The 26,014-nt window shown below is 63.8% G+C and carries 22 protein-coding genes; 13 read left to right on the top strand and 9 right to left on the bottom strand.

What is annotated here, in order from left to right; translation table 11 throughout:
• A complete protein-coding gene (locus LQ232_RS17155) occupies window positions 1-1,248 on the top strand; it encodes a urate hydroxylase PuuD (RefSeq protein WP_230181576.1) in 1,248 nt (415 codons plus the stop codon).
• A gap of 110 nt (window positions 1,249-1,358) precedes the next feature.
• Window positions 1,359-3,611 carry a catalase/peroxidase HPI gene (gene katG, locus LQ232_RS17150; RefSeq protein WP_230181575.1) on the top strand — a complete coding sequence of 751 codons (2,253 nt, stop codon included), beginning with the start codon at window positions 1,359-1,361 and terminating at the stop codon, window positions 3,609-3,611.
• A gap of 43 nt (window positions 3,612-3,654) precedes the next feature.
• On the opposite strand, the gene LQ232_RS17145 is transcribed toward katG, so the two are convergent.
• Window positions 3,655-4,671, bottom strand: coding sequence for an MBL fold metallo-hydrolase (locus tag LQ232_RS17145; protein ID WP_230181574.1), 1,017 nt, complete (start codon window positions 4,669-4,671; stop codon window positions 3,655-3,657).
• 90 nt (window positions 4,672-4,761) lie between these two features.
• Window positions 4,762-6,219 (bottom strand): serine hydrolase, encoded by a 1,458-nt coding sequence (locus tag LQ232_RS17140; RefSeq protein ID WP_230181573.1) that lies wholly within the window; start codon window positions 6,217-6,219, stop codon window positions 4,762-4,764.
• A gap of 147 nt (window positions 6,220-6,366) precedes the next feature.
• On the opposite strand from LQ232_RS17140, the gene LQ232_RS17135 reads away from it, so the two are divergent.
• Complete coding sequence (locus tag LQ232_RS17135; protein WP_230181572.1) at window positions 6,367-7,341, top strand: helix-turn-helix domain-containing protein; 975 nt, start codon at window positions 6,367-6,369, stop codon at window positions 7,339-7,341.
• Here the strand turns inward: LQ232_RS17135 and LQ232_RS17130 are convergent.
• Both LQ232_RS17130 and LQ232_RS17125 read right to left on the bottom strand, forming a co-directional pair.
• Entirely contained in the window at window positions 7,312-7,746 is a 435-nt protein-coding gene (locus LQ232_RS17130) for a VOC family protein (RefSeq protein ID WP_230181625.1), read from the bottom strand. The genes LQ232_RS17135 and LQ232_RS17130 overlap by 30 nt on opposite strands.
• A gap of 2 nt (window positions 7,747-7,748) precedes the next feature.
• Entirely contained in the window at window positions 7,749-8,234 is a 486-nt protein-coding gene (locus LQ232_RS17125; protein ID WP_230181571.1) for a helix-turn-helix domain-containing protein, read from the bottom strand.
• A gap of 262 nt (window positions 8,235-8,496) precedes the next feature.
• On the opposite strand from LQ232_RS17125, the gene LQ232_RS17120 reads away from it, so the two are divergent.
• A complete protein-coding gene (locus LQ232_RS17120) occupies window positions 8,497-9,720 on the top strand; it encodes a lipase family protein (RefSeq protein WP_230181570.1) in 1,224 nt (407 codons plus the stop codon).
• On the opposite strand, the gene LQ232_RS17115 is transcribed toward LQ232_RS17120, so the two are convergent.
• On the bottom strand, window positions 9,721-10,548 hold the full coding sequence (locus LQ232_RS17115; protein WP_230181569.1) for a class I SAM-dependent methyltransferase: 828 nt from the start codon (window positions 10,546-10,548) through the stop codon (window positions 9,721-9,723). It lies immediately after the preceding gene.
• Window positions 10,549-10,707: 159 nt separating this feature from the next.
• Between LQ232_RS17115 and LQ232_RS17110 the strand changes: the two genes are divergently transcribed.
• Window positions 10,708-11,709: an AraC family transcriptional regulator gene (locus LQ232_RS17110; RefSeq protein WP_256450058.1), complete on the top strand. Its 1,002-nt coding sequence runs from the start codon at window positions 10,708-10,710 to the stop codon at window positions 11,707-11,709.
• A 42-nt stretch (window positions 11,710-11,751) separates the two neighbouring features.
• Window positions 11,752-12,162, top strand: coding sequence for a GFA family protein (locus LQ232_RS17105; RefSeq protein ID WP_230181568.1), 411 nt, complete (start codon window positions 11,752-11,754; stop codon window positions 12,160-12,162).
• Between the two features lie 14 nt (window positions 12,163-12,176).
• On the opposite strand, the gene xdhC is transcribed toward LQ232_RS17105, so the two are convergent.
• From xdhC to xdhA, 3 genes are read right to left on the bottom strand one after another with little or no spacing between them, the layout of a single operon-like run.
• Window positions 12,177-13,055: a xanthine dehydrogenase accessory protein XdhC gene (gene xdhC, locus LQ232_RS17100; RefSeq protein ID WP_230181567.1), complete on the bottom strand. Its 879-nt coding sequence runs from the start codon at window positions 13,053-13,055 to the stop codon at window positions 12,177-12,179.
• Between the two features lie 5 nt (window positions 13,056-13,060).
• Entirely contained in the window at window positions 13,061-15,385 is a 2,325-nt protein-coding gene (xdhB, locus tag LQ232_RS17095; RefSeq protein WP_230181566.1) for a xanthine dehydrogenase molybdopterin binding subunit, read from the bottom strand.
• Window positions 15,373-16,872, bottom strand: a complete 1,500-nt coding sequence (xdhA, locus tag LQ232_RS17090) for a xanthine dehydrogenase small subunit (RefSeq protein WP_230181565.1) — start codon at window positions 16,870-16,872, stop codon at window positions 15,373-15,375. The genes xdhB and xdhA overlap by 13 nt, the downstream gene beginning before the upstream one ends.
• A gap of 130 nt (window positions 16,873-17,002) precedes the next feature.
• Here xdhA and LQ232_RS17085 point away from each other — a divergent pair, with 130 nt between their 5' ends.
• From LQ232_RS17085 to LQ232_RS17055, 7 genes are all read left to right on the top strand, one after another.
• A complete protein-coding gene (locus tag LQ232_RS17085) occupies window positions 17,003-18,016 on the top strand; it encodes a LysR substrate-binding domain-containing protein (RefSeq protein WP_230181564.1) in 1,014 nt (337 codons plus the stop codon).
• Between the two features lie 6 nt (window positions 18,017-18,022).
• Window positions 18,023-19,423: a guanine deaminase gene (gene guaD, locus LQ232_RS17080; protein WP_230181563.1), complete on the top strand. Its 1,401-nt coding sequence runs from the start codon at window positions 18,023-18,025 to the stop codon at window positions 19,421-19,423.
• 18 nt (window positions 19,424-19,441) lie between these two features.
• Window positions 19,442-20,953: an ABC transporter ATP-binding protein gene (locus LQ232_RS17075; protein ID WP_230181562.1), complete on the top strand. Its 1,512-nt coding sequence runs from the start codon at window positions 19,442-19,444 to the stop codon at window positions 20,951-20,953.
• A complete protein-coding gene (locus LQ232_RS17070; RefSeq protein ID WP_230181561.1) occupies window positions 20,940-21,998 on the top strand; it encodes an ABC transporter permease in 1,059 nt (352 codons plus the stop codon). Before LQ232_RS17075 ends, LQ232_RS17070 begins: the two co-directional genes overlap by 14 nt.
• A complete protein-coding gene (locus tag LQ232_RS17065) occupies window positions 21,995-22,930 on the top strand; it encodes an ABC transporter permease (RefSeq protein ID WP_230181560.1) in 936 nt (311 codons plus the stop codon). The genes LQ232_RS17070 and LQ232_RS17065 overlap by 4 nt, the downstream gene beginning before the upstream one ends.
• A gap of 66 nt (window positions 22,931-22,996) precedes the next feature.
• Window positions 22,997-24,175: a BMP family ABC transporter substrate-binding protein gene (locus LQ232_RS17060; protein ID WP_230181559.1), complete on the top strand. Its 1,179-nt coding sequence runs from the start codon at window positions 22,997-22,999 to the stop codon at window positions 24,173-24,175.
• 10 nt (window positions 24,176-24,185) lie between these two features.
• Window positions 24,186-25,217 carry an adenosine deaminase gene (locus LQ232_RS17055; protein ID WP_230181558.1) on the top strand — a complete coding sequence of 344 codons (1,032 nt, stop codon included), beginning with the start codon at window positions 24,186-24,188 and terminating at the stop codon, window positions 25,215-25,217.
• 8 nt (window positions 25,218-25,225) lie between these two features.
• On the opposite strand, the gene LQ232_RS17050 is transcribed toward LQ232_RS17055, so the two are convergent.
• Entirely contained in the window at window positions 25,226-25,978 is a 753-nt protein-coding gene (locus LQ232_RS17050) for a YoaK family protein (RefSeq protein ID WP_230181557.1), read from the bottom strand.
• Window positions 25,979-26,014: the final 36 nt, after the last annotated feature.

Genomic DNA, 26,014 nt, shown 5'->3' with positions numbered 1-26,014 from the left:
ATGTTTGCAGACGCGGCACCCTGGCTGAACTACGCCCTGGATTGGGCCAACCTTTTGCTGCGGTGGGCCCACGTGGTCGTGGCCATCGCCTGGATTGGCTCTTCGTTTTATTTTGTGTGGCTGGACAACAGCCTGACCTCACCACCGGATCCCGCGTTGAGAGAAAAAGGCGTGGGGGGCGAGCTGTGGGCGGTGCACGGGGGCGGGTTCTACAACCCGCAAAAGTACCTCGGCGCGCCCAAGAGGGTGCCGGCGCACCTGCATTGGTTCTATTGGGAGAGCTATTCAACCTGGCTGACCGGCTTTGCCCTGTTCACGGTGCTGTACCTATTCAATGCAGGTACCTACCTGATTGACAAGTCGGTCTTCAACTGGACGCCGATGGCCGCCGTGACCACGGCCTTGCTCTTCCTGGTGGGCTTTTGGGCCATTTACGATGTGATCTGCCGCACCGTTGGCCGCAAGCCAGAGGGCAATGCCCTGGTGGGTGCCTTGGTGTTTGGCGTGGTGGTGGTGGCCGCCTGGCTTGCATCGCAGCTGTTCGCCGGCCGCGCCGCCTTTTTGCTGGTGGGCGCCATGATGGCCACCACCATGAGCGCCAACGTGTTCTTCTGGATCATCCCCGGGCAGCGCACGGTGGTTGAGGCCATCAAGGCCGGTCAGCCGGTCGATCCGGTACACGGCCAACGCGGCAAGCAGCGCAGCGTGCACAACACCTATTTCACGATGCCGGTGTTGATCGCCATGCTCAGCAACCACTACAGCTGGGTCTACACCCACGAGCACAATTGGCTGGCACTGGTGCTGCTGATGCTGGCGGGCGCGTTGATCCGCCATTTCTTTGTGGCCCGCCACAAGACCGAGGTGGCGGGCACCGCGGCACCCTGGCACTGGGCGGGGGCCGGCTGCGCGGTGTTGCTTGGCGTGGTGATCTGGCTGGCGCCCGCACCTCGGCCTGCCGCCGTGGCCAAGCCCGCAGATGCATCGTCAGCCCCGATGGCCACTGCCCCGATGGGGCCCCTGTTGTCACAGGTCAATGGCATTGTCCAGCAGCGCTGCGTGATGTGCCACAACGCCGATCTGGCCAACAAGGGCGTGATGTTGCACACGCCCGAGCTCATCACGAAGCACCAGCAGCAGATCTACCAGCAAGTGGTCATGCTGCGCGCCATGCCCATGAACAACGCCACGCGGATCACCGAAGAAGAGCGCGGCGTGGTGGCTCAGTGGTTCAAGGCTGCGCATTGAGGGGCCTTGTCCGACATCTGCTATCGGGCCGATAAGGATATTTGTGGTGGCCGGCCGGGGTTTTGCCACAGAATTTGGCTTCCTTTCACCCCCGAACGAGGAGCCGTCACATGGGCAGCGACAAGACCGAGGCCAAGTGCCCATTCAGCCACACCACTGGCGCTGGCACAAGCAACCAGAATTGGTGGCCCCAGCAACTGCGTGTGGATCTGCTCCATCAGCATTCGGCCAAGTCCAATCCGCTGGGTCAGAACTTCGACTACGCCGAAGCCTTCAAGAGCCTTGACCTGGCCGCCGTCAAGAAGGACTTGGCCGCCCTGATGACCGATTCACAGGATTGGTGGCCCGCTGACTTTGGGCACTACGGCCCGCTGTTCATCCGCATGGCCTGGCACAGCGCGGGCACCTACCGCATTGGCGATGGACGTGGAGGTGCTGGGCGCGGCCAGCAACGCTTCGCACCCTTGAACAGCTGGCCTGACAACGTGAGCCTGGACAAGGCTCGCCGCTTGATCTGGCCGATCAAACAGAAGTATGGCCAGGCCATCTCGTGGGCCGACCTGCTGATCCTCACCGGCAATGTGGCCCTCGAGACCATGGGCTTCAAGACCTTTGGTTTTGCGGGTGGCCGAGAAGACGTGTGGGAACCCGATCAGGATGTGTATTGGGGCCGCGAAACGACCTGGTTGGGTGGCGATCTGCGCTACGCCCATGGCTCCGAAGGCGTCGACAAGAATGGCGGGGTGCTGGCGGCCGATGACGATGCCGATGGTGACGAACACTCCCGCCGGCTTGAAAACCCCTTGGCCGCCGTGCAGATGGGCCTGATCTACGTGAACCCGGAAGGCCCGGACGGCAACCCTGATCCCATTGCCGCGGCCTTTGACATCCGCGACACCTTCAGCCGCATGGCCATGGATGACGAAGAAACGGTGGCGCTCATCGCGGGCGGCCACACCTTTGGCAAGACCCATGGCGCAGGCCCTTCGTCCCATGTGGCGGAAGAGCCCGAAGCAGCGAGCCTTGAGGAGCAAGGCTTTGGCTGGAAGAATAGTTTTGGCACCGGCAAGGGCGGCCACACCATCACCAGCGGCCTGGAGGTCACCTGGACCACCACGCCCACCCGGTGGAGCAACAATTTCTTCGAGAACCTGTTCGGCTTCGAATGGGAGCTGACCAAAAGCCCGGCCGGTGCCCACCAATGGGTGGCCAAGGGCGGTGCTGGTGCCGGCACCATCCCCGATGCGCACGACGCCTCCAGGCGCCACGCGCCCACCATGTTGACCACCGACCTTGCGCTGCGGCTGGACCCCGCTTACGAGAAGATCGCTCGGCGCTTTCTTGCCAACCCCGACCAGTTCGCCGACGCTTTCGCGCGTGCCTGGTTCAAGCTCACCCACCGCGACATGGGGCCGCGTGCCCGCTACCTGGGGCCCGAGGTGCCGGCCGAAGAACTGATCTGGCAAGACCCCATCCCCGCGGTCGACCATGTGCTGGTCGATGAGCAGGATGTCGCCTTGCTCAAGCAGAAGGTGCTGGACTCTGGTCTGACGGTGTCGCAACTGGTGTCGACCGCCTGGGCGTCCGCTTCCACCTTCCGCGGTTCGGACAAGCGCGGCGGTGCCAACGGGGCGCGGATCCGCCTGGCGCCTCAAAAGGACTGGGCCGTCAACCAGCCGGACCAGTTGGCCAAGGTGCTGTCGGTGCTTGAAGGCATTCAGAAGGATTTCAATGCTGCGCAAACGGGCGGCAAGAAAATCTCGCTGGCCGACTTGATTGTGTTGGCGGGCAGCGCGGGTATCGAGAAAGCCGCCAGCGATGCGGGCCAGGCGGTGACCGTGCCCTTCACCCCGGGCCGTTCGGATGCCTCGCAAGACCAGACCGATGTGCCGTCCTTCGTGCCGCTCGAACCAGCGGCCGATGGCTTTCGCAACTTCCAGAAGGCGCGTTATGCCGTGCCCGCCGAGGCCCTGCTCATCGACAAGGCACAACTGTTGACCCTGACAGCACCTGAGATGGCCGTGCTGGTCGGTGGCCTGCGCGTGCTGGGCGCCAATGTCGGGCAGAGCCAGCATGGTGTCTTCACCCACAAGCCCGGCACGCTGAGCAACGACTACTTCGTCAATTTGCTCGACATGGGCACGGAATGGAAGGCAACCAAAGAGTTGTTCGAAGGGCGTGACCGCAAGACGGGCCAGTTGACGTGGACGGCCACCCGCGTGGACCTGGTCTTTGGCTCGAACGCGCAACTGCGCGCCATCGCCGAGGTCTATGGCAGCTCAGACGCGAAGAAGAAGTTCGCCGATGACTTCGTGGCAGCCTGGGTCAAGGTGATGAACCTGGACCGGTTCGACATCGCCTGAGGGCGCAGGGCGCGCCCCGGCGATGCCGAAGCGGGGCGCCGCCTCAGCGAACCTGGCTGCTGTAGTTGAGCGGCACCCACACCCAGCCCTTGCCGACTTTGCGCAGGTGGCCCAAGCCCGGGAAGCTGAAGTGGCTGACCGCCACCAGGCTGCCATCTTTGGCCAACTGAGCAAACGTGCGGGCCCGCGCCGCGGCGGCCTTGGGCTGGTCTGAATCGAACTTGATGGTGACCTCGGGCGAGGCCAATTGAACCGAAGCCACGTGGATCAGGTCACCGATCAGCACCAGGCGCTGGCCCTGGCTTTCGACAACGTAGGCGGTATGGCCGGCAGTGTGGCCGTGGGTGGCCAGGCTGCGGATGCCGGGCACCACTTCGCCATCCTTGTCGAAAGGCTTGAAGCGGTCGGCCTTCACATAGGGCGTCAGCGACGTAATGGCACCTAGGAAGAATCCCTTTTGCTCTGCAGGCGCGGCGTTCAGCTTGGCCTCCGAGAGCCAGAAATCGGAGTCTTGCTTGTCCGCATGCACTGTGGCGTTCGGGAACACGCGCTGTTCATCGGCCGCCAGGCCACCCACGTGGTCCGGGTGCATGTGCGTGATCAGGATGTCGTCCACCTGCTCGGGCTGGTAGCCCGCCGCGCGGATCTGCGATACCAGCTTGCCCAGGGTGGGGCCGAACAGGCTGCCCGCGCCCGCGTCCACCAGCACCAGGCGCTCACCTGTGTTGATCAGGAAGGCATTGACCGAGGTTTCGAGCGGGGCTTTCTGAAAGTTCTGCTTTAGGCCCAGGGCAATGCGCGCCTGCGAGGTGTGCAACAGTTTGTCGACCGGCAGCTCTACCGTGCCGTCACTGAGCGCTGTGACTTCGACGTTGCCAACCATCGCGCGGTACCAGCCAGGGGCCTGGGCCTTGATCTGTGGCGCGGCCGCGTGGGCCACAACGGGCAGGCTGGCCAGTGACAGACCGCCCAGGGCCAGTGACACCGCCATGGCAAGTTGGCCAAGCTGGCGGCGGGCAAGGGAGCGGGGCTGGGCAAGGATGGGAGCTGGAGCGTTCATCGGGTCTTTCTCGCGGTTTTGTTGTGGATTGAGTTTGCAATATTGGCAGAGAACCAACATGCTTGGCCAACCAGCGCAAGAACCCCTGATTTAAGGATTCGCCAGCAAGTCTGCCACCAGTTGGTAGACCTGCCGCAGGGCCGCATCGCTGTCATAGGCCACGCCTTGGCGTACCAGCACTAGTTGGCGGCTGGGCACCACCACGACGTGTTGCTCCTGGAAGCCCGCGAAGAACACCAGGTCGTCGGGCAGCTTGGCCTGCAGATCCGCCGGCACATGCTCCGTCGTCTTGCGCCACATCGTACCGCCATAGCCGTCGTAGGCAGGGGACGGCGACACCATGAACTGCACGTAACCGGGATTCAAGATCGCCTGGCCATTCCAGCGCCCGCCATTGGCCACCAGTTGGCCCAAACGCAGCCAGTCCACAGGCCGCAACATGCCCCTGGCCCCACCCACCGGCGCGCCGGCCGCATCAGGCTCGATGTAGCCGCCACGAATGCCCAGGGGCGAGAAGAGCCGCCGCTGGTAGTAGTCGTAGATGTTCTGGTGCGTGCCGCCGGCCAGCTCCTTCAGGCGGCACATCGCCAGGTTGGCAAATCCAGTGGAATAGTTGAAAACCGTGCCAGGCTTGGCCACCAGCGCCTTGCCGGCCACCCAACTGCACTGGTCTTCCTGCGAAAACAGCATCTTCGTGGTGTCGTCATCGCCAATGCCGTAACCACCCTCGACCCATTGCAGCCCGGGCGCCATGTTCAACAGTTGGCGCCACTTGATGGTGGCTTTGTCCGTGCCTTTCCATTGAGACAGGCCCACTGGCGCATCCAGGGCAACCAGTCCGTCGCGCTCCATCACGCCTGCCACCAGGCCAGTCAGCGTCTTGGTCATGGACCAGCCCAGTTGCGGGCGTTCGCGGTTGAAGTTCGACGAATACTGTTCGTAGACCAGCTGTCCCTCCTGGGCCACCAGCAAGGCGTTGGTGTTGACCTTCTTGCTGGTGTCGGTGGTCGTCTCCGTGAACATCGTGGTGGCAGCGTTGGCGAGTATGGCTCGACGCGCAGGACTCAATGCGCTGGATTGCGCCGCACCTTCGCCCAGAGGCCAGGGTTGCAGCGGATTCGCCAAAGGTGGCGTGACGGCCTTGAACGGTTGCGCGCGCACTGCCGTCTCTCTCGCCAACGAGTGCGAGGTGATGAGCGTGCAACCCGAGCCCTTGCGGAAAATCGCCCGGCGTGGATAGAGAAAAACCGCTGACACGTCCACCTTGGTGGCGGTGTCGTTGATGAACCAGAAGCTGGGCAAGGGTTGCACCTTGGGTGCGGTGTACTGCACCTTGACCCGATCCACGTCGTCGCCCACGGCGATGCCGCGCGAGCACATGTCCCAGGCCGCGTAGCCGGTCCCGGCGGGGATGGACTTGATCAGGTCTTCCAGTGAGGAGCCGGCGCTTGTTTGCGCCTGCGCTGACCAGCCCATGCAGAGGCTGGCGGCCACGAAGGTGACATTGCGCAGCAGCGGTTTGAGTGCGGACAGGCTGTCAGTGTGCATGCGGGTTCCCATGGGTGTGGTCTGGTGGATTCGGACGCGCAAGCCTAGCGCTTGAGCGGTCCCTGGCGCTATCAGAAAAGCGCAAAACCGTCACAGGACAAGTCTGGATGGACAAACGCCTGGGCCGCCCCGAAGCTCATGAGCAGCATGAGCGGAGCATCAGCCACAGCAATCACGATCGGGCAGGCCACGGACATCGCCGACATGGTCGCGATGCAGCCGCAATGGCGGCTGAACTACCAGCAGCTGTCTGCGGGCGGCTACCAAGGCCGCATCGCGCACGCCGCGCTGCCCGGCTTGCACATCACGCAAGAGACCTCCAGCAAGGCCATCCGCCAGCAAGGCAGCTTGTTCAAGGAGGACATCGGCCTGGCTTTGGCCTATTCACCGGGCGGACCTTGCCGCTTCCACGGGCAAAAGGCCGGGAGCGATGTGGTGATGGTGGGGCTGGGTCAGGAGTTGGACCTGACCATGCCCGACGATTGCCACCTCTTGGCCACCTTGATGCCACGCGCATCCTTCTTGGGCCTGATGGCGCAATGGCACCCTGGCGCGGCCGAACAATCCTTGAGCGGGCCCATGACTTGGCGCCTGGCGCCTGAAAAAGCCGGCCACCTTCGCCGACTCATGCAAGGGCTGCTGCAACTGCTGACCGAGCACCCGGGCTGGAATCCAGACCACGCCGCGGTGCGCCAGATGCAGGATGCGCTGGTGCTGGCTTGGCAGGACGCACTGGCCGGGCATGGCGCCGCGGCACAAAACGTGGCAGCGCCGGGACTGGCGCACCGACGTGAACTCGTCGAGCGTGCCTGCCGACATGTGCGCGGCAGCTTGCCCGATCAACTGCCCACCATGCTGGAACTGTGCAAGGTGTTGGGCGCCAGCCCGCGCAAGCTGGAGTACTGCTTCCGCGATGTGCTGGGCATGCCACCAGCGCGGTACCTTCGGCTCATGCGGCTCAACTGTGCGCACCACGATCTGGCCCACCCACCCGGCGCGGGAATGACCGTTCAAGAGGTCGCCTCGCGCTGGGGCTTCTGGCACATGGGCGCCTTTGCCGGCGACTACAAGCGGATGTTCGGCCGCTCGCCGTCACGGACGCTGGGCGCTGTTGCCAGGTAGCTCGGCCGCCTGGATCATCTTCCAGCCATTGCCCGAAGGATCACGGAAGCCGGCATCGACATGGCCGTAGCGCTCCACCGGTTCCTGCATGAACTCCACGCCGCAGGCACGCAGTTCCTCGAAGGTGGCCCGGCAATCGGCCACGTTCAGCACCAGCGGCGGCATGGCGCCCTTGGCCACCAGGGCCCGCAGCATTTGGGCCGTGGCTTCATCGTGGGTTGGCGGTCCGGGTGTGAACAGGCCCAGCTGGAACGACGGCTGCTCAGGGTGCTGCACCGTCAGCCACCGGTACGCACCATTGCGCACATCTGTGTGGACACGGAATCCGAGTTTGTCGACATAGAACGCGAGTGCCTCGTCCTGGTCATCCACGTACAAGCCCACCACATTGATACCTTGGTTCATCATCACATCTCCTTGATAGATGACCGATTTGTACCTTGGGCCACTTGCCTGCGCTTCTCCGAAACTGCTGTGTTGAGGTTGGGCCGTTGCGCGGCCTTCAGCACGCAGGCGGGCACCAGGTCGATCTGCTGGGCCGATGCCCTGGCCCGCACACGCACGGCGCTCGGGTTCGTGCCCGTGATGTCGCGGAATGTGCGCCCGAAGGTGCCCAGGCTTTCCCAGCCGGTGGCAAACGCAACCTCGGTGATGTTCAGTTCGGTGTCGCGCAACAGCGTGATCGCCTGTTCGATGCGGCGGGTCAACAAATAGCGGTGTGGCGGGATGCCAAAGGCTTGCTTGAATGACCGCGCGAAATGCGCTGGCGAGACACCACTGACCTCAGCCAGCCGCTCCACAGGCCAGGCCTCGTGCGAAGCCGCGTCCATGCGGTCTTTTGCCCGCAACAGGCGGCGCAGCAGCGCGGGGTCTTGCAATGCATCAGCGTTCATTCTGTCGGTCGTTAAATGCTGCGTCACCGGGTAAGTCCCAGGCGGCAAAGCCAATGATTGGCCGCGTCGGCCCATACCGCGAGGGCTTCGGGGTCCTAGCATCCGGGCAACTTCCATTTTGCCCATGTGCGCCGCGCCTGAAGTTTTCTAAAGCAGCCCCCTGGTCCAGTGGGCGCGTTTCCCCTCGGCTCAGCGGGAAAACGACATGAGTTTGAACCGATCCATCTCATCCAATCCACCAAAACACACTGAAGGAAACAGCATGAAGCAAACCATGAAACGCTTGAGCACCATTGCCGGCCTGGCCTGCGTGGGCGCCCTGTCCATGACGAACCTGGCCCAGGCCCAACAGGTCTATCCCACGGTCGACTCCAAGCTCAAACCCACCGCCGACGCCTTCTACACCTCGCCCACCAGCGCCGAGTTGGCCGCTGAAGTGCCGGGCAATGTGCTGCGCTACCGTGCACTGCCGGCCAGTTCTCTGGGCACCAGCCTGAAGGAAGGCTGGCAGTTGATGTACCGCTCAACGAACACCAAGAACGAGCCCGTGGCCATGGTGACCACGGTCTTGATCCCCAAGGCGGCGCCCGCCACCGGCCGCAAACTGCTGTCATACCAGTCCTTCTACGACAGCCTCACGCTGGACTGCTCACCCTCCGGACAGGCCACGTCCAACAGCCTTTTGGAAAAGACATTCTTCCAATCGGCGCTGAACAAGGGCTACGTCGTGACCATGGCCGACTATGAAGGCCTCCAATCTCAGTGGATCGTGGCCAAGAACAGCGGGCAGGGCGTGCTTGACGGCATCCGCGCCACGCAAAGGTTCAGCAAGAGCGGGCTGAATGCGACGACGCCGGTCGGCATGCTGGGCTATTCCGGTGGCGGTTTTGCCACGGCTTGGGCCGCCGAGCTGGCAGGCGTTTATGCCCCCGAGTTGAAGATCGTTGGCGCAGCCCAAGGTGGCCTGCCGGTCAACCCCATCAACGTGGCCAAGAAGGTCGACGGCACGTTCTGGGCCGGCGCCTACCTGGGTGCCGTGGTGGGCCTGTCGCGTGGCTACCCCGAGATCAAGGTGGAGGACTACGCCACACCGGCGGGCGTGGAAGCCATCAAGGACATCGGCACCCGTTGCTTGACGGGTTCGCCCAATCTGCTGACGGCCTACGCCTACAAGAAGGGCTCTGACCTCTTGAAGGACCCCAACTTCCTGAACCTGCCCCTGATGCAGGCCATCAACCGCGAAAACACCATGGGCCAGTACGCACCCAAGATCCCGTTGCACATCTTTGAAAGCATCGGTGATCAACTGATGCCCATCGCCGACGTCAACAACCTGGTCGCCTATTACTGCGCTAACCAGTCCACCGTGCAATACAAGCCGGTGTCGGGGACCGACCACGTCTTGGGTGCCTTGGGATTGAGCGGCGGTTTGAACTACTTGCTCGACCGCTTCGACGGCAAGGTGGCGCCCAACACCTGCAAGTAATCAGTCCACGGTGATCACGATTTCAGCGTATTGACTCGGCACCACCAGGCCCCGCCCGCGGCCGGTGTCGAGCTCATTCAACAGTGTCGTGATGTCCCGCGCCAGGGCGTCTTGCCCCGCCGCATCCAGTGCGGCGAAGGCCTTGTGCGTGGGGCCGTAGAAATCGCGGAACACCTGCACGAAGTGCTCGGCGGAGCGATAGCGAAAGTGAAAATGCTTGCGCTCGATGCGCAGGTCACGCAGGCGCGGGCCGAACAAGTCCTTCAAGTGAGCCTCAGTGCCCCACAGTGAAGGTGAGCGCACGCCGGCTGGCGGCGCCACGTGCGTGCCAATGAGTTTGAACAGCTGGCCAATGAAACCTTCTGGCGTCCAGTTGGCCATCCCGATGCGTCCGCCCGGACGCACCACGCGCAGCATCTCGCTTGCGGCGGTGGCGTGGTCGGGCGCGAACATCACGCCAAAGGTGGACAGCGCGGCGTCGAAGCTGGCGTCTACATATGGCAGGGCCTCGGCATCGGCCACCTCAAAACGCACCTTCAAGCCTTCAGCCTCGGCACGTTGGCGCCCTTTGTCCAGTAGCGCTTGCACATAGTCGGTGGACGTTACCTGGGCGAATCGGCGCGCGGCGGCCAGGGTCACGTTGCCGTTTCCGGCAGCGATGTCAAGCACGCGTTCGTCAGCGCGGATATCGACCGCTTCGGCGAGCATTTCCCCGACAATCTGCAGGGTGGTGCCGACGGTGGCGTAGTCGCCGCTGGCCCAGGTGGCCTGCTGGCGTTGCTTGATCGCGCCAAAATCTGGGGATGGCGTGGAGACGGTGGATGTCATGATGAATTCCTCTAAGTTGCTTGTTGTCCGACGCTGCATGGGTCGGTGCGTCCATGATTCCTCGATGCGAGCCAAGGCGCTTGGCCGGATGTCGCGCGGACTTGCTCGCGCGTCTTCCAATCCGATGGGCACCGTGCCATGACGGCGGTTCTCGACCCCTTGTCCGATGTGCTGCGAAGCGTGCGGCTGCGTGGGTCGGTGTTCTTCCACGTGAGCTGTCGCGATCAGTGGTCGGCCAAGGCGCCGCACTCAAGCGAGATGGCTCCGGCCGTGATGCCTGGCGCCGAGCACGTCATCGAGTACCACCTGTTTGTCAAGGGCCAGGGCTGGTTGAGCGTGGAGGGCGAGCCGCCGTTGCATTTGGGCGAGGGCGACATCGTGATGCTGCCGCATGGCGATGCGCATGTACTTTCCAGCGCGCCAGGCCTGCCGCCGACAGACAGCGATGGCGAATGGCTTTTCCGTGTGCGCGACAATCCCAAGCCGATTCCGGTGACTTACCGAGGGCACATGTTCGAGCCCGGCTCGCTGTTGCCGCCCGAGGACGCCAGCGCCATCATTGTCTGTGGTTTCATCGCGTGCGATCTGCGGCCGTTCAACCCGCTGATCAACGCCTTGCCAAGGCTGCTGCACCTGCCCGCCGAAGGGGTCGGGGCCTGGGTGGCGCCGATGCTCGAACAAGCGGCCTCGGAATCCGTTGAGCGGCGCGCCGGTGGGGCGGCGCTGTTGCAGCGGGTCAGTGAGATGGTGTTCGTCGACGGCGCACGGCGCTATCTGGACCCTCTGCCGCCGCAGGCGCAAGGCTGGCTCGGCGCGCTACGCGATCGACAAATCGGCCGCGCGATCACACTGATGCACGGCGCACCCGATGAACCATGGACCTTGGAGGCGTTGGGCCGCCATGTGGGACTGTCGCGCTCGGCCTTGCACGAACGTTTCGTGGCCCTCACGGGCATGGCGCCGATGCAGTATCTGGCCAACTGGAGAATGCAATGCGGCGCCAGGCTGCTGCGCGAGGGTCGCTCAGGGGTCGCGGCGATTGCACTGGAGGTGGGCTACGACTCGGAGGCCGCGTTTTCACGCGCTTTCAAGCGTGCCACCGGCCTGCCGCCAGGAACCTGGCGGCGGGCGCAGCAGCAGTCGCCTGAGCTTTCGACATAGGTCGCGTCTAAACTCGTGGCATCGGAATTCAGGAGGATGGACATGCACCGTGGCAGTTGCCTCTGCGGAGGCGTCACCTTCACCGTGTCGGGCGACTTGCCGCCCATCCAGGTCTGCCATTGCGGCCAGTGCCGCCGTGCGCAGGGCACGCCTTTCGTGACCAACATCCCGCTGGACGAATCGCAAGTGGATTGGCATTCGGGCATCAGCCTGATCCAACGCTACGAGTCGTCGCCCGGCAAATACCGGTGCTTTTGCAAGACCTGCGGCTCGCCCTTGTTCAGCCAGCGCACGTCGTTGCCGGGGGTGTTGCGCCTGCGGGTGGGCACGCTGCAAGGGCATGTCAAAGCCAAGATCGGTTTTCACATTCACGATGCATCCAAGGCCAATTGGTGGACGTGCCAAGGCGATGCCCAGGCGCCGAGGTATGACCAGGATGCTCCGGCTGCGTGAGCCAGCCGGGCGGTTCAGCGGCTTGTTGGCAAGGGGTTTGAGCTGTGTTGCAGCAGTTGCGCCACCACCGCGATGGCGATCACGGCGGGCTCCTTGCCTTCCAGCCCGGGCAAGCCGATGGGGCAGACCAGGCGTTCCAATGTGGCGGGCGCAATGCCTTGCTCGCGCAGGCGGTGCAAAAACTTCGCGCGCTTGGTTTGCGATCCGATCAAGCCGGCGAAGCTGAAATCGCCCCGGCGCAGCACCGCGGTGATGATGCGCAGGTCCAGGTCGTGGCGGTGCGTCAACACCAGGTGGCAGGCGTTGGCGGGCGCGTCCGGCACCTCCTGCTCGGCGGCATCGGTGTCCAGCCACTGGATGTGCGGTGGCAGCGTGGACAGCATCTCAGGGCTGGGCAGGCCGGGTTGTTCGGCACGGGTCAGCGTGGGGTCTTCCGCGCGCTCGTCAATCCAGCGCACGGTGCAATCCAGGTCCACCAGCAGGCGTACGATGGCCTGGCCCACATGGCCGGCTCCGTGCAGCTCCAGGTGGAAGCGGGGCGGGGGCATGGTCCAGTCGGTCAGCGCGGCTTCGTTCAGGGGGGCAAAGCGCAAGGTCACCACGCCACCGCAGCATTGGCCCAGGGTGGGGCCCAGCGGAAAGGTGCGCGTCCACGAGGTCGTGGGCGGTGCGTTCTCGTACAAGGCATGGCGCGCCAGGTCAATGGCCTGCCATTCCAGGTGCCCGCCGCCAATGGTGCCGTCCACATCGGCGTTCGAGACCAGCATGCGCGTGCCAATGCCGCGCGGCGTCGAGCCTTTGATCTCGTCGACCGAGATGACCAAGGCATGGCGCCCATTCGCCAGCCATTGCTCTGCCGTGCGTCGCAAACCCCGGACGCTCAAGCTGCTCATGCTGATCAGGCCAGCGCGGCCTTGACGGCGTCGACGGCGTCAAGGATGGCCTCGGGCGTGGCGGGCGCGCGCAGAGGCGGATCGATGGCGTGCTGGCCCACGCTGGACACCGCATCGCGGATTGCCAGGAACACCGAGAAGGGCAGCAGCAAGGGCGGCTCGCCCACGGCCTTGGAGCGGTGGATCGTGTCTTCCGCGTTGATGTTGTCGAACAGCTTGACGCGGAAATCGGCCGGGCAGTCGCTGGCGGTGGGGATCTTGTAGGTGGAGGGCGCGTGCGTCATCAGCCGGCCGGTCTGCGGGTGCCAGTACAACTCTTCGCTCGTCAACCAGCCCATGCCCTGGATGAAGCCACCCTCGATCTGGCCAATGTCCACGGCGGGGTTGATGGACTGGCCCACGTCGTGCAGCACATCGGCGCGCAGCAGCTTCCATTCGCCGGTCAGTGTGTCGACCAGCACCTCGCTCACGGCCGCGCCGTAGGCAAAGTAGAAGAAGGGCCGGCCTTGCATGGTGGCCCGGTCCCAGTGCAGCTTGGGCGTGGTGTAGAAGCCGTCAGACCACAGTTGCACGCGGGCAAAGTAAGCCTGGCTGATGACCTGCTCGAAAGGCAGCGTCTGATCGCCGATCTGCACGTGGTCATCCACGAAGCGCACGGCGTCAAGCGGCACCTTGTCGCGGTCGGCCAGAAATTGCGTCAGCCGCGCGACGATCTGCCGGGCTGCATCGGCAGCCGCCTTGCCATTCAGATCAGAGCCTGTCGATGCGGCCGTGGCCGAGGTGTTGACCACCTTGGCCGTGTCGGTGGCCGTGACGCGCACCCGGCCCATGCTGACCCCCAAGGTGTGCGCCACCATCTGCGCCACCTTGGTGTTCAGGCCCTGGCCCATCTCGGTGCCGCCATGATTCACCAGCACGCTGCCGTCGGTGTAGATGTGCACCAGGGCGCCGGCCTGGTTCAGGTGCACGACGTTGAAGGAGATGCCGAACTTCAGCGGCGTCAAGGCCAGGCCTTTCTTCAAGACGGGGCTGCTGGCGTTGAAGGCTTCAATCGACTGGCGGCGCGCGCGGTAGTCGCTGCTGGCCACCAACTCGCCGATCAATGGGCGCAGCACATTGTCTTCAACGGTCTGCCCATAAGGCGTGACGTTGTTCTCTTGCAAGCCATAGAGGTTGGCCAGGCGCACGTCCAGCGCATCGAGCTTGAGCTTGCGGGCGATGCTGTCCAGCGCCACTTCCACCGCCAGCGCGCCTTGCGGCCCGCCAAAGCCACGGAAGGCGGTGTTGCTTTGCGTGTTGGTGCGCGCGCAGTAGCCGTGCATGTCCACGTTCGGCAGCCAGTAGGCATTGTCAAAGTGGCACAGAGCGCGTGTCATCACCGGGGGCGACAGGTCAGCCGACCAGCCCGCGCGCGAGACCATGTCCACCTGGGCGGCCAGAATGCGCCCCTCGTCGTCATGGCCAATCTCGTAGTCGTGGATGAAGCAATGGCGCCGGCCCGTGATCATGAAGTCGTCATCGCGGTCCACCCGCAACTTGACCGGGCGCTTGAGTTGGTGGGCGGCGATGGCCGCGACGCAGGCGAACACGGCCGACTGCGATTCCTTGCCGCCAAAGCCTCCGCCCATGCGCCGGCACTCAACCTGGATGTGGTGCGAGCTCAGCTTCAAAGCCTGGGCGATGTGGTGCTGCATCTCGCTGGGGTGCTGGGTTGAGCAGTGCACCAGCATCCCATTGTTCTCGCGCGGGATGGCGTAAGAGATCTGGCCTTCCAGGTAGAACTGTTCCTGGCCACCCAAATAGAAGCGATCCTTCAAGCGGTGAGGCGCCCGGGCCATGGCGCTGGCCGCATCGCCGCGTTTCAAGTGCATGGGCGGCACCACGTAGGATTCGGCGGCGTGGGCCGCTTCGATGGTCAGCAGCGAAGGCAGGGCCTCGACCTGGATGACCTCCTTGGCGCGGGCGGCAGCACGGCGGGCTGATTCGCGGTCAGTGGCGATGACGGCAAACACCGGGTGGCCCAGGAAGTGCACCTCGCCATCAGCCAGGATGGGCTCGTCGTGGATGATGGCGCCGCAATCGTTCTGGCCGGGCACATCTTGCGCGGTCAGCACCGCCACCACGCCAGGCATGGCCTTCAGGGCATCGAGGTCAACAGTGATCAAACGACCGTGGGCCACGGGTGACAGGCCCAAGGCGCAGTGGAGCGTGCCCGCCAGTTCGGGCAAGTCATCGATGTAGGGCGCGGCGCCCGCCACGTGCAGGTGTGCGGACTCATGAGGCAGCGATTGGCCAGCGGCCGTGGCGGCGTTGATCATCAGGCGGTCCATACCTGCACCTTTTCAACGGCGAGTGCGTTTTCTGGCCGGGTTTCAAGCCAGAAACGTTCCAGCAGATTGGCGGCGACGCGGGTTCGGTAGCGGTCGCTGGCGCGCAGGTCGGTCATGGGTTTGAAGTCTTGCGCCAACGCGGCCTGGGCCCGGCGCAAGGTGGCTTCGGTCCAGGCTTGGCCAGCTATCGCAGCCTCGGTCAAGGTTGCGCGCTTGGCCGTGGCCGCCATGCCGCCCCAACCCAGGCGCACCTCGGTGATCACGTCGCCGTCCATGCGGATCATCAAGCCCGCACACACGGCCGAAATGTCGCTGTCTCGCCGCTTGGAGATCTTGTAGCCGCGCACGATTTCGTCAACCTTGGGCAATGGGATGTGCATGGATTGCAAGAACTCGCCAGGCTCCAGGGCGTTCTTCATGTAGTCCAGGTAAAAGGCCGACAAGGGCAGGGTGCGCTGCCAGTCACCTTTGCGCAGGGTGACCTCAGCGTTCAGGGCCAGCAGCATGGGCGCGCTGTCACCGATCGGTGAGCCGTTGGCGATGTTGCCCCCCAAGGTGCCCGCGTGGCGCACCGGCGGCGAGGCAAAGCGCAACCAGATCTCTCGCAGCGCAGGCACATGCTGCACGATGGCAGCCCAGGCGTCTTCCAGCGAGACGGCCGCGCCGATGGTCAGCCCAGTGCCGCAGGCCTTGATGGCTTTCAGCTCTTTGACGCGGCCCAGGTAGATGATGTCGCCCAGTGGCTTCATCTGCTTGGTGACCCACAGGCCCACGTCGGTGCTGCCGGCCAGCAAACGCGCCTGGGGCATTTGCTCACGCCAACGGGCCAGCTCGCTCAAGGTGGCTGGGGCCACGAAGCGGGTGCTTTGCATGGGGTCGGTGGCCTCCGGCGCCACATGCACAAAAGTCTCTTCGGGCCGATCCAGCGACTTCAAAGCCGTCAACGCTGGCGTGGGATCGAAGGCCACGCGGGGTGCATCAAACATCTTGTGGCCTGCGTCCAGAATGGGGCGGTAGCCCGTGCAGCGGCACAGGTTGCCCGACAAGGCATCGGCCAGATCCTGGCGAGGCAGCGGCTGAACCTGGTCCTCGTAGACCTGCCACAGCGACATCACGAAACCAGGGGTGCAAAAACCGCATTGGGAGCCGTGGCAATCCACCATGGCTTGCTGGCAGGGGTGCAGCGCGCCATCGTTCAGGCCTTGCAAATCTTCAACGGTGAACAAGGCTCGGCCATGCAGGGTGGGCAGGAACTGAATGCAGGCGTTGACGGTGGTCTTGGTGAGCGTCTGGCCTGATTCATCCACCTCGCCGACCACCACGGTGCAGGCCCCGCAATCGCCTTCGGCGCAACCCTCTTTGGTGCCTGTGCAATGGGCTTGTTCACGCAGCCATTGCAGCACGGTGGTGGTGGGCGGCAAGCCCTCTACCGAATGAAGCTGTCCTTGGTGGAAGAAGCGAATCGGACGGGATGTCGGGTCGCTCATGGTCAGGCTCCTGGAACAGCGAAAGCATTGAATGGCACTCCCCACTGAATGGGGATCCCGCGTCAGAGGGTACTGCGATTGGGGTTTGCCGCTATACCATCATGATAATAATAACTATCTGCCGTTGCACATGAGCAAGGACGCTGTTTTCGACAAGATCGACCTTTCCCTCATCCGGGTCTTACACACCGTGATCACCGAGTGCAGCGTCTCCAAGGCGGCCCTTCGCCTTCAATCCAGTCAGCCCGCCGTCAGCACCCAGCTGAAGCGGCTGCGCGAGATCACGGGCGACCCGCTGCTGGTGCGCTGTGGCCAGGCCATGGCCCCCACCGATGTGGCGCTGAGCTTGCTGGAGCCGGCCTCGGCCATCCTGCAACATGCCCAGAGCATGTTCGGCCACAAGAACTCGGTGCGCGACTTCGACCCGGCCAACACCATGCTCACCTTTCGCATCGCGGCCACCGATTACCTCGATCCCTTCTTCCTGCCGGAGCTGACCTTGAGGCTGCGCCGCCTGGCGCCCAACATCAAGGTCGAGGTGGTGCAATTGACGGCCGAGCTGGACCACCGCCGCAGCCTGGCGCGCGGCGAGGTCGACCTGGTGATCGGCAACTGGCTGGAGCCCTCTGACGAACTCCACCTCGGCCGCCTGCTGACCGACGAGGTGGTCTGCCTGGTGTCTGAAGACCACCCGGCGGCGCGCCTGCCCAAGGAGGGCAAACGTGCCTGGTCCATTGAGCAATACCTGGCCGCCGAGCATGTGTCGCCCCCGGCCTTGCACCCGGGCGCCGTGGGCGTGATCGACGAGCGCCTGGCCATGCAGGGCTTGCGCCGCAACATCGTCGTGCGCAATCCACACTTCGCGCAACTGCCTTACATGGTGGCAGGCTCCTTGCTGGTATTGACCACTGGGCGCCGGTTTTGTGAACGCTATGCGCAGCAGTTGCGCGTCAAGATCATCCGCTGCCCGGTGGCGTTCCCGGCCATGAATTACTATCAGTTGTGGCACGATCTCACGCACCATTCAGCGGCCAGCCGCTGGTTGCGAGAGCAAGTGCGCGATGTGGTGCGTGGCCTGCACCAGGTTCGACCTCCTTTGCGCGCCGAAACCCTGCCTGTGCTGGGCTCATCGGCCAAACAGTGAGTTTTCATGCCTGATTCCCGATTGGATTCCGCCAGTGGCCAGACTGCCCAGCCCCGACGCGTGCTGCGCGGTGATTTGCTGGACTTCACGGCCGATCCCGGCTTTGCATTGCCGGCCGAGTCACCTGGTGTTCGCTGGCGTCCGGACCATGTTCTCTTGATCGAGGGCGAGCGGATCGCGGCGATTCAGCCGGCCACTGAGTCCCTGCCGCTGGAGTGGGCCGATGTGCCGGTGACGGATCACCGCGGCCAACTGATCATGCCGGGCTTCATCGACACCCATGTTCACTGTCCGCAGTTGGACGTGATCGCCAGCTATGGCGCCGAACTGCTGGATTGGCTCAACACCTACACCTTCCCGGCCGAGCGGCGCTACATCGACCCGGCCGTGGCCCACGAAGGCGCCGAGCGCTTCCTGCACGCCTTGTGGGCCCATGGCACCACCAGCGCGGTCGTGTTTCCCACCGTCCACAAGGTCAGCGCCGAGGCCCTGTTTGACCAGGCCAAAGCCCACCACATGCGCCTCATCACCGGCAAAGTCCTGATGGACCGCCATGCGCCCGAGGGCCTGCTCGATGATGTGGACCAGGCAGAGAAAGACTGCGTTGACCTGATCGACCGCTTCCATGGCCAGGACCGGCTGGCCTTTGCCGTGACCGTGCGCTTTGCCCCCACCAGCACGCCTGAACAGTTGACCATGGCCGGCCGGCTGTGCCAGGCCTATGCCGGCACCTACATGCAGACGCACGTGGCCGAGAACCGCGACGAGGTGAAGTGGGTGGCCAGCCTTTTCCCCACCGCCCGCAGCTACCTGGATGTGTACGATCGCGAAGGCCTGATCGGTCCGCGCGCGGTACTGGCCCACGGCATCTGGCTGGACGCCAATGACCGCGCGGTACTGAAGGCGCATGGCGCGCAGATCGCTCACAGCCCCTCGTCCAACCTGTTCCTGGGCAGCGGCTTGTTCAACTGGCTGGAAGCCGAACGCGAAGGCGTGCACGTGAGCCTGGCCAGCGACGTGGGCGGTGGTACCAGCCTGTCCATGCTGCGCAACATCGCCGATGCCTACAAGATCCAGGCCTTGCAAGGCGTGCGCCTGTCGGCCTGGAAGGCGCTTTACACCTGCACGCTTGGCGCTGCCAGCCACCTGGGCCTGGCCGATGAAATCGGGCGCCTGGAGCCCGGCTGCATGGCCGATGTGGTGGTCTGGAATGTGGCGCATGGGCCCGTGCCCGAACACCGGGACCGCATTGCCCAGCAAAACCTGGCCCGCGTTTTGCACGCGAATCTGCACGAACGTGTCTTCGCGTGGGTGACCATGGGCGATGAGCGCAATCTGGTGAGCACCTATGTGGCGGGCCAATGCGTTCACCACGCCCAGTCAGTCGCCCAGGCCACAGTTCAATAACGCGCCCAGGCGCTTTTTATGTCGTACCGCCTAGAACTCAAGAACATCACCAAGCAGTACCCTGCGGTGCGGGCCAATGACCAAGTCAGCCTGCATGTGCTCCCCGGCGAGATCCATGCCGTGCTGGGCGAAAACGGCGCGGGCAAATCCACCTTGATGAAGATCATCTTCGGCGCAGTGAAACCCGATGCCGGCGAGATCTATTTCAATGGCGCATTGGTGCAGGTGCGTTCGCCGCAAGAGGCCCGGGCCCTGGGCATCAGCATGGTGTTCCAGCATTTTTCGCTGTTCGACACGCTCACCGCCGCCGAAAACGTGTGGCTGGGCCTTGATAAAAAATGGACCTTGCCCGAGGTCGTTGAGCGCATCCAGGCGGTGTCAGCCGATTACGGGCTGGAAGTCGACCCCTGGCGCCCGGTGCACACACTGAGCGTGGGCGAGCGCCAACGGGTCGAGATCGTGCGCGCCTTGCTCACGAACCCCCAACTGCTGATCCTGGATGAGCCGACGTCGGTGCTGACACCACAGGCCGTCGAGAAACTCTTCGTGACCTTGCGGCAGTTGGCCGAGCGTGGTTGCTCCATCCTTTACATCAGTCACAAGCTGGACGAGATCCGCGCACTGTGCCACCGCTGCACCGTGTTGCGTGGTGGCAAGGTCACCGGCGAGGTCGATCCGCGTCAGGAGACCAATGCCAGCTTGTCCCGCCTGATGATTGGCTCCGAACCGCCGCAGCTCAAGCGTGTGGCGCCTGTGCTGGGGGCCACCGCCTTGGTGGTCAAGAACCTGAACCTGGCCAAGCAAGATCCGTTTGGTGTGAGTCTGCAAGGCATTTGCCTGCAGGTGCAAGCTGGCGAGATTGTTGGCATCGCGGGCGTGTCGGGCAATGGCCAGCAAGCCCTGATGGCTGCCCTGAGCGGCGAAGACCCGCGTACCACGCCCGGCATGGTCACCCTGTTTGGCCAGGACATCAGCCGCGCGTCGCCGCGCGAACGTCGTCAGCTGGGCCTGCACAGCGTGCCCGAAGAGCGCCTGGGCCGGGGCGCCGTGCCCGTCATGTCGCTGGCCCAGAACACCTTGTTGACTCGCACCAATGCGGTGGGCCGAGCGGGGTGGTTGCGGGTTCAAGGCACGCACGGCATGGCGTCTGACCTGATCGAACGTTTCAAGGTCAAGGCCGGTGGTTCGGGCGCGATGGCCAAGAGCCTGTCGGGCGGCAACCTGCAGAAGTTCATCATGGGCCGCGAGATCGACGCCTCACCCAAGTTGTTGTTGGTGTCCCAACCAACCTGGGGCGTGGACGTGGGCGCCGCCGCGCAGATCCGGGGTGAGTTGTTGAAACTGCGCGATGCCGGGTGCGCCGTGCTCGTGGTCAGCGAGGAGTTGGACGAATTGTTTGAAGTGAGTGACCGACTGATGGTGATGGCACAAGGGCGCCTGTCGCCCAGCATTGATGCCGGTGAGGCCACGGTCGAACAGATCGGCATCTGGATGAGCGGACTGTGGGAGGGCGCCCATGTTCAAGCTTGAAGCGCGCGCCGAACCGTCCAGGCTACTGATGGTGGGTTCGCCCGTCATCGCTTTGCTGATCACCGTGCTGGTGGGCTCGCTCCTGTTCGTGGTCCTGGGCAAGAACCCGGTGGACGGCTTGCGGATGTTTTTTTACGAGCCGGTCAAAAACGTTTATTCGCTCACCGAGCTGACCATCAAGGCCACGCCGCTGGTGCTGATCGCCCTGGGCCTGGCCGTGTGCTTTCGCGCCAACTTGTGGAACATCGGCGCTGAAGGCCAGTTCGTGCTGGGTGCCATCTGCGGTGGGTGGGTGGCCATGCAGGCCACACCCGACACCGGCCGCTGGATCGTGGTCGGGGTGCTGCTGGCTGGTCTGTTGGGCGGCATGGCGTGGGCCGCGATCGTGGCTTTGCTGCGCGACCGGTTCAACGCCAGCGAGATCCTGGTCAGCCTGATGCTGGTCTACGTGGCCGAGATGCTGTTGAGCTACCTGGTCTACGGCCCTTGGAAAGACCCGCAGGGCTACAACTTTCCGCAGACCATCACCTTCCTCGACCCGGCGCGCATCCCCAAGATCGTCAGCGGTTTTCGCATGAACATTGGCGTCTACATCGCCTTGGCGGCGGTGGCGGCGTTCACCATCTTTCTGGCGCGCACCTACGCGGGCTTCCAGTTGCAAGTGGGTGGCCTGGCTCCGGCGGCCGCGCGCTACGCGGGCTTCTCGTCGCGCAGGGCGCTGTGGACTGGCTTGTTGATGTCGGGCGGCATGGCCGGCTTGGCGGGGGCGCTGGAGGCGGCCGGCCCACAAGGGCAGCTCACGCCCTTCGTGCCCATGGGCTACGGTTTCGCAGCGATCATCGTGGCCTTCGTGGGTCGGCTCAATCCGGTCGGCATCGTGTTTTCGGCCTTGCTGATGAGCATGTTCTACATCGGCGGTGAACTGGCCCAATCGCGCCTGGGCTTGCCCAAAGCGCTCACCGGTGTCTTCCAGGGCCTCTTGCTGTTTTGCCTGCTGGCCTGCGACACCTTCATCCATCAACGCTTGCGCTGGGTTTCCAAATGAGCGTCTTCACCGCCGATTCGCTGGCCTTGCTGCTGGCCGCCACGCTGAACGCGGGCACCGTGCTGGGGCTGGCCGCCATGGGTTTGTTGATCAATGAACGCTCCGGCGTGGTCAACCTCGGGGCCGAAGGCCTGATGCTGGTGGCCGCCATTGCTGGCTTTGCCACCGGTGTGAACACCGGCAGCGACACCCTGGCCTTCTTGGCGGGTGCCGCGGCCGGGGCCTTGCTGGCCGCCGTGTTCGGCGTGCTGGTGATCTGGCTCAACACCAACCAGTACGCCACCGGATTGGCGCTCAGCCTGTTCGGGGCGGGCCTGTCAGCGTTTGCCGGCATCCGCTACACGCAAGAGAAACTGCCCGAGCGGCCCAACTTCGCCATCCCTTATCTGTCAGACATTCCCTTCATCGGCCCGGCCTTGTTCAAACAGCACCCTTTGGTGTACCTGGCCATCGCCTTCACGGCGGGCCTGGCCTGGTTCCTTTATCGTTCAAGGGCAGGCTTGATCTTGCGTGCCGTGGGCGAGTCGCCCGAGTCGGCACACGCCTTGGGCTACCCCGTTCGCCGCATCCGCCTGATGGCGGTGATGGGCGGCGGTGCGCTGTGCGGCTTGGCGGGGGCTTACCTGTCGGTGGTCTACACCCCGCTGTGGGTTGAAGGCATGGTGGCGGGCAAGGGCTGGATCGCCCTGGCGCTGACCACCTTCGCCACTTGGCGTCCGGCCCGCGTTTTGCTGGGGGCTTACTTGTTCGGCGGCGTGACCATGTTGCAGTTCCAACTGCAAGGGCAGGGCATCCAGATTCCCAGCCAATGGCTGACCATGCTGCCTTACCTGGCCACCATCGTGGTGCTGGTCCTGATCTCTCGCAATCCGACGTGGATTCGCGTCAACATGCCGGCGTCACTGGGCAAGCCCTTCCATCCTGGCAGCTGACGAGGCATCATCGCCCCTGGCTGCAGGTTCCATCTTTGTTTTGATTTTTTCCACCCTGGAGATGACATGACTCGACCATTGACCAAACGTTCTTTGTTGAAGATGGCTGGCTGGGCCGGCGTTGCCGCCACCGCGGCCCTGGTGGGTTGCGGCAAAAAAGATGAAGCAGCGCCCGATGCTGCTTCTGCCGCTTCAATCCCGGAGTCAACCGCATCGGTGGCCGCCGCCGCGCCTGCCGGCCCCCTGAACATCGCCTTCGCCTATGTGGGCCCGGTGGGCGACGCCGGCTGGACCTACGCCCACGACCAAGGCCGCCTGGCGGTCGAAAAAGAATTTGGCGACAAGGTCAAGACCACCTTCGTCGAAAAAGTGCCCGAAGGCCCCGATGCAGAGCGCGTGATCCGCGACATGGTCGGCCAGGGCAACAAGCTGATCTTCGGCACCACCTTTGGCTACATGGAGCCCATGCTCAAGGTCGCCGCCGACAACAAGGATGTCAAGTTCGAGCACGCCACCGGCTACAAGACGGCCGACAACATGCGCACTTACGACTCGCGCACCTACGAAGGCGCCTACATGGCCGGCGTGATCGCGGGCGGCATGACCAAGTCCAACACCCTGGGCGTGGTTGGCTCCATCCCCATCCCCGAAGTGATCCGCAACATCAACGCCTTCACCCTCGGCGCGCAAAGCGTGAACCCCAAGGTCAAGACCAAGGTCGTCTGGATCAACAACTGGTTCGACCCCCCGAAGGAAACCGAAGGCGCGCAGAGCCTGATCAACCAGGGTGCCGACGTGCTGTTCCAGAACACCGACTCGAGTGCGGTGCTGCAAACGGCCGAGAAAGCCGGCAAGTACGCCTTTGGCTGGGATTCGGACATGAGCAAGTTCGGCCCCAAATCGCACCTGGCCTCGGCCGTCATCAACTGGGCACCGTACTACATCAAGGCCACCAAGGACGCGCTGGAAGGCACCTGGTCAACCGGTGGCGTGTGGTGGGGTGTGAAGGAAGGCGCCATTGACCTGGTGTCCATCTCCGACAAGGTGCCCGCTGACTTGAAGGCCAAGGTGGACACGGTCAAGGCCGGTTTGAAGGACGGCAGCTTCGTCATCTGGAAGGGCCCGATCGTGGGCCAGGATGGCAAGGACGTGCTGGCCAAGGACGCCGTGGCCGATGACAAGTTCTTGGGCGGCATCAACTTCTACGTCAAGGGCGTGGACGGTGCAATTCCGTCCAGCAAGTGAGGTGAGCGCCATGACCATTGCACCCCACCGCTTGCCTGAGCTGCTGCAAGCGATGCCCAAGGCGGAGTTGCACATCCACATCGAGGGCTCACTCGAGCCCGAGTTGATCTTCGCCCTGGCGCAACGCAATGGCGTGGCGCTGTCTTACCCCAGCGTCGAGGCCCTGCGCGCCGCCTACGCTTTCACCGATCTGCAAACCTTCTTGGACATCTATTACGCGGGTGCCTCGGTCTTGCTCAAGGAGGAAGATTTCCACGACATGGCCTGGGCCTACCTGACCAAGGCCGCCGCTGAGAACGTGCTGCACACCGAGTTGTTTTTCGATCCGCAAACGCACACTGACCGTGGCGTGCCTTTCGAGGTCGTCATCAAGGGCCTGGACCGCGCTTGCCGGCGGGCCAAGGCCGAGTTGGGCGTCAGCGCCACGCTCATCATGTGCTTCCTGCGGCACCTGTCTGAAGAAGCCGCCCTCAAGACGCTGGAGGAGGCCTTGCCCTGGCGCGACCTGATCGTCGGCGTCGGCCTGGATTCCAGTGAGCGTGGCCATCCACCTGAGAAGTTCGCCCAGGTGTTCGCGCGTTGCCGTGAGCTGGGCTTGCATGTGGTGGCCCACGCGGGCGAGGAAGGCCCACCGGCCTACATCATCAGTGCATTGGACGTGTTGAAAGTCGAGCGCATCGACCATGGCGTGCGCTGCGTGGAAGACACTGCACTGGTGCAACGGCTGGTCAAAGAGGCCATGCCGCTGACCGTGTGCCCGCTTTCCAACGTCAAGCTGTGCGTTTTCAGTACCCTTGACCAGCACAACCTGAAATCGATGCTGGAGATGGGCCTGAAGGTGACCATCAATTCAGACGACCCAGCCTATTTTGGTGGCTACCTGAACCAGAACTACCTGGAAACCTTTGCGGCCCTGAGCCTGGATGCCACCGCCGCCTACACCCTGGCGCGCAACAGTTTCGAGGCCAGTTTTGCCTCCAACGAAGACAAAGCCGGTTGGATCGCCAAGCTCGACAAGACCTTCGAGCGTTTCGCCGCCTGAGCCTTCAATCAAAGTGTGAGTTTGCTTGGCCGCGGAGGCATGAGCTGCACCGATGACAACAGTGCCAGCACCAGCGCCAAGGGCACGGTGGAGACATAGCCCACATGCTTGAAGCCTAGCGCGCCCACCACACTGCCCACCATGAATGCTCCGGTCAAGGCCAGCAGGATGCGCAGCTTTCTCGCATTGACCTGCACCTTGCCCAGCGCGTGGTGGGGCGCCGCGCTGTTCCAGTAAAGCAGCTTGCCCAGCTCGATCCCGATGTCGGTGACCAGGCCCGTGACGTGCGTGGTGCGGATCTCGGCGTTCGACACCTTGGTCACCATGGCGTTCTGCAGCCCCATCACAAAGCACAGCAGGGCGATGGTCAAGGACACCTCCAGCGTCATGGACACATTGAGCCGTTCGCCCATCAAGCCAAAGACCAGCAACAGGCCCGCCTCGATCATCAAGGGCAGGGCGTATTCACTGCGGCTACCCCGCCTGCGCGACCAATTGATGAGGATGGCCGAAGTGGCCGCGCCCAGCAGAAAGGACACCAGCGCCTCCAGGCCCGCGATGACGAGGTCCAACTGGCCCAATGCCAGGTGATCGGCCATGCCCGAGACCACGCCGGTCATGTGCGAGGTGTATTGCCCGACGGCCAGAAACCCCCCGGCGTTGATGGCGCCTGCCACGAAGGCCAAAGAAACCCCCAGGTGAAGGTTGCTTTGCGGCGTGCGTTCCGGCGCGGTGAGGCCTTGCAAATACTTGATCGGCATGACAGGGGGCGGGGCATTCTGATTAGGTTCTAATGA

Source organism: Aquabacterium sp. CECT 9606 (assembly GCF_918741295.1).
GTDB lineage: Bacteria > Pseudomonadota > Gammaproteobacteria > Burkholderiales > Burkholderiaceae_C > Aquabacterium.
Note: the sequence above shows the minus strand (reverse complement) of the source record. Positions and strands in the feature narration are given on the sequence as shown.

What these genes read in the sequence shown, in the direction of transcription:
- xdhA (WP_230181565.1), bottom strand. Translation starts at nt 16,872, where the DNA reads ATGAGCGACCCGACATCCCGTCCGATTCGCTTCTTCCACCAAGGACAG.
- LQ232_RS17050 (WP_230181557.1), bottom strand. Translation starts at nt 25,978, where the DNA reads ATGCCGATCAAGTATTTGCAAGGCCTCACCGCGCCGGAACGCACGCCG.
- LQ232_RS17115 (WP_230181569.1), bottom strand. Translation starts at nt 10,548, where the DNA reads ATGACATCCACCGTCTCCACGCCATCCCCAGATTTTGGCGCGATCAAG.
- LQ232_RS17140 (WP_230181573.1), bottom strand. Translation starts at nt 6,219, where the DNA reads ATGCACACTGACAGCCTGTCCGCACTCAAACCGCTGCTGCGCAATGTC.
- katG (WP_230181575.1), top strand. Translation starts at nt 1,359, where the DNA reads ATGGGCAGCGACAAGACCGAGGCCAAGTGCCCATTCAGCCACACCACT.
- LQ232_RS17060 (WP_230181559.1), top strand. Translation starts at nt 22,997, where the DNA reads ATGACTCGACCATTGACCAAACGTTCTTTGTTGAAGATGGCTGGCTGG.
- guaD (WP_230181563.1), top strand. Translation starts at nt 18,023, where the DNA reads ATGCCTGATTCCCGATTGGATTCCGCCAGTGGCCAGACTGCCCAGCCC.
- LQ232_RS17105 (WP_230181568.1), top strand. Translation starts at nt 11,752, where the DNA reads ATGCACCGTGGCAGTTGCCTCTGCGGAGGCGTCACCTTCACCGTGTCG.
- LQ232_RS17155 (WP_230181576.1), top strand. Translation starts at nt 1, where the DNA reads ATGTTTGCAGACGCGGCACCCTGGCTGAACTACGCCCTGGATTGGGCC.
- xdhB (WP_230181566.1), bottom strand. Translation starts at nt 15,385, where the DNA reads ATGGACCGCCTGATGATCAACGCCGCCACGGCCGCTGGCCAATCGCTG.
- xdhC (WP_230181567.1), bottom strand. Translation starts at nt 13,055, where the DNA reads ATGAGCAGCTTGAGCGTCCGGGGTTTGCGACGCACGGCAGAGCAATGG.
- LQ232_RS17065 (WP_230181560.1), top strand. Translation starts at nt 21,995, where the DNA reads ATGAGCGTCTTCACCGCCGATTCGCTGGCCTTGCTGCTGGCCGCCACG.
- LQ232_RS17120 (WP_230181570.1), top strand. Translation starts at nt 8,497, where the DNA reads ATGAAGCAAACCATGAAACGCTTGAGCACCATTGCCGGCCTGGCCTGC.
- LQ232_RS17135 (WP_230181572.1), top strand. Translation starts at nt 6,367, where the DNA reads ATGAGCGGAGCATCAGCCACAGCAATCACGATCGGGCAGGCCACGGAC.
- LQ232_RS17130 (WP_230181625.1), bottom strand. Translation starts at nt 7,746, where the DNA reads ATGAACCAAGGTATCAATGTGGTGGGCTTGTACGTGGATGACCAGGAC.
- LQ232_RS17075 (WP_230181562.1), top strand. Translation starts at nt 19,442, where the DNA reads ATGTCGTACCGCCTAGAACTCAAGAACATCACCAAGCAGTACCCTGCG.
- LQ232_RS17070 (WP_230181561.1), top strand. Translation starts at nt 20,940, where the DNA reads ATGTTCAAGCTTGAAGCGCGCGCCGAACCGTCCAGGCTACTGATGGTG.
- LQ232_RS17085 (WP_230181564.1), top strand. Translation starts at nt 17,003, where the DNA reads ATGAGCAAGGACGCTGTTTTCGACAAGATCGACCTTTCCCTCATCCGG.
- LQ232_RS17055 (WP_230181558.1), top strand. Translation starts at nt 24,186, where the DNA reads ATGACCATTGCACCCCACCGCTTGCCTGAGCTGCTGCAAGCGATGCCC.
- LQ232_RS17145 (WP_230181574.1), bottom strand. Translation starts at nt 4,671, where the DNA reads ATGAACGCTCCAGCTCCCATCCTTGCCCAGCCCCGCTCCCTTGCCCGC.
- LQ232_RS17125 (WP_230181571.1), bottom strand. Translation starts at nt 8,234, where the DNA reads ATGAACGCTGATGCATTGCAAGACCCCGCGCTGCTGCGCCGCCTGTTG.